Origin of the sequence: Aeromonas sp. ZOR0002 (assembly GCF_963866995.1) — a bacterium.
GTDB classification, from domain to species: Bacteria; Pseudomonadota; Gammaproteobacteria; order Enterobacterales; family Aeromonadaceae; genus Aeromonas; species Aeromonas caviae.
The window spans coordinates 1-1,749 of sequence record NZ_CAWMFQ010000187.1 but is presented as its reverse complement, the minus strand read 5'-3'; the positions used below and the strand labels follow the sequence as shown (position 1 = coordinate 1,749).

Annotated in this window: 2 protein-coding genes and 1 pseudogene; 2 read left to right on the top strand and 1 reads right to left on the bottom strand. The window is 60.9% G+C overall.

Going from position 1 to position 1,749, the window contains the following annotated elements:
- On the bottom strand, positions 1 to 482 hold a 482-nt coding region (locus tag AACR77_RS11365; RefSeq protein WP_042881510.1), incomplete at its 3' end, for a PAS domain-containing protein.
- A 386-nt stretch (positions 483 to 868) separates the two neighbouring features.
- Here AACR77_RS11365 and glnK point away from each other — a divergent pair.
- Together glnK and AACR77_RS11355 are read left to right on the top strand one after the other, a co-directional pair.
- On the top strand, positions 869 to 1,207 hold the full coding sequence (gene glnK, locus AACR77_RS11360) for a P-II family nitrogen regulator (protein ID WP_039040122.1): 339 nt from the start codon (positions 869 to 871) through the stop codon (positions 1,205 to 1,207).
- A 25-nt stretch (positions 1,208 to 1,232) separates the two neighbouring features.
- Positions 1,233 to 1,749: pseudogene (locus AACR77_RS11355) on the top strand (ammonium transporter); the annotation flags it as partial.

Below are 1,749 nucleotides of genomic sequence, written 5' to 3'. Positions count from 1 at the left end.
CGCTCCAGTTCGGCGGTACGCTGCGCCACCTGCTGCTCCAGGGTGCGGTTTTGCAGCTCCAGCCTGGCGTAGAGTTCCCGCTGGGCGTGGATGTTGCGGTGTGCCCCCACCATCCTGGCGACACTGCCGTCCGGGTTGCGTGCGACGATGCGGCCACAATCCGCCACCCAGAGGTAATCACCGTTACGGCAACGGCAGCGGTACTCGGCCCGGTAGTCCGCCGCCCGCCCACTCAGGCAGGCATCGAAGCTCTCCATGACCTGCGCCAGATCGTCCGGGTGGATCAGGTTCTCCCAGGTGAAGACGGTGTTGTCGAGGGAGTGGGGCTCATACCCCAGCATCTGATACCAGCCGGGATAGCGGTGGACATAGCCGGTGTTGGCATTCCAGTCCCAGAGACCGTCGCTCACGACCTCCAGCATGCCGCTCATCACGGCCTCGTCGAGGGCCGGTAGCCTTGTCATCTCATTGTCATGCAGCATGAAAACCTTCCTTGTTCTGCTACTCGGCGCCACGGATCCGCTTGTTGACCTGGCGGGAAAACCGGGCCTGCCGGTCGAGCCTTCAAGGGGGCGACTGGCCTCGACACCCCGTCATGACGGGTTATCGGCCAGGTTGCCCTCTTGTTGAACAACAGTAGCAGCCCGCACACTTTCGAGTCTTGCGCGCCGTCACGCTCCCTTCCGTTCTTCTGCCGGCCAGATTGCACCACGGCGGTGCACACCTTTGGCGCAGCCCTGCCCATATTGGGCAAGCCTCGCTGACCAGGGCTGCGATTAATAAGTAAGTGCATGAATAAAAAGAAAAATACTTTTCTGGCGCAATATTTGCCTTTATCTGGGTGAACCACAAGGATTGGGGATATTGCATGAAATTAATCACCGCCATCATCAAGCCGTTCAAACTCGACGACGTGCGCGAAGCCATCGCCAGCCTCGGCGTCGAGGGGCTGACGGTTTCCGAGGTCAAGGGGTTTGGCCGCCAGAAGGGGCACACCGAGCTGTACCGGGGTGCCGAATACCAGGTGGATTTCCTGCCCAAGGTAAAGCTGGAGATCGCCACCCTGGCCGACAACGTCGAGCAGATCATCGAAGCCATCAGCAAGGCCGCCCACACCGGCAAGATAGGTGACGGCAAGATCTTCGTTTATGACCTGCAGGCCGCCGTGCGCATCCGCACCGGCGAGACCGACGCAGACGCCCTTTGATACGACTGGAACTGAGGAATACGACATGGAAGAGTTGATCACATCCGTCAGCGAGCTGCGCTATGCACTCGACACCTTCTACCTGCTGATCTCCGGCGTGCTGGTCATGTGGATGGCCGCCGGGTTCGCCATGCTCGAAGCCGGCCTGGTCCGCGCCAAGAACACCACCGAGATCCTGACCAAGAACATCCTGCTCTATGCCATCGCCTGCATCATGTTCCTGCTGGTCGGCTACAACATCATGTACGTGGACAACAGCGCCGGCGGCTGGCTGCCGAGCTTTGGCAGCCTGATGGGCAGCCAGGCGGACGACGCGGGCCACTCCCTGCACGCCGACTTCTTCTTCCAGGTGGTGTTCGTCGCCACCGCCACCTCCATCATTTCAGGTGCGGTGGCAGAGCGGATGAAGCTCTGGTCCTTCCTGCTGTTCTGCGTGGTGATGACCGGCTTCATCTACCCCGTGGAAGGCTACTGGAGCTGGGGTGGCGGCTTCCTGAAAGAGGCGGGCTTCTCCGACTTCGCAGGCTCCGGCATCGTCTGTG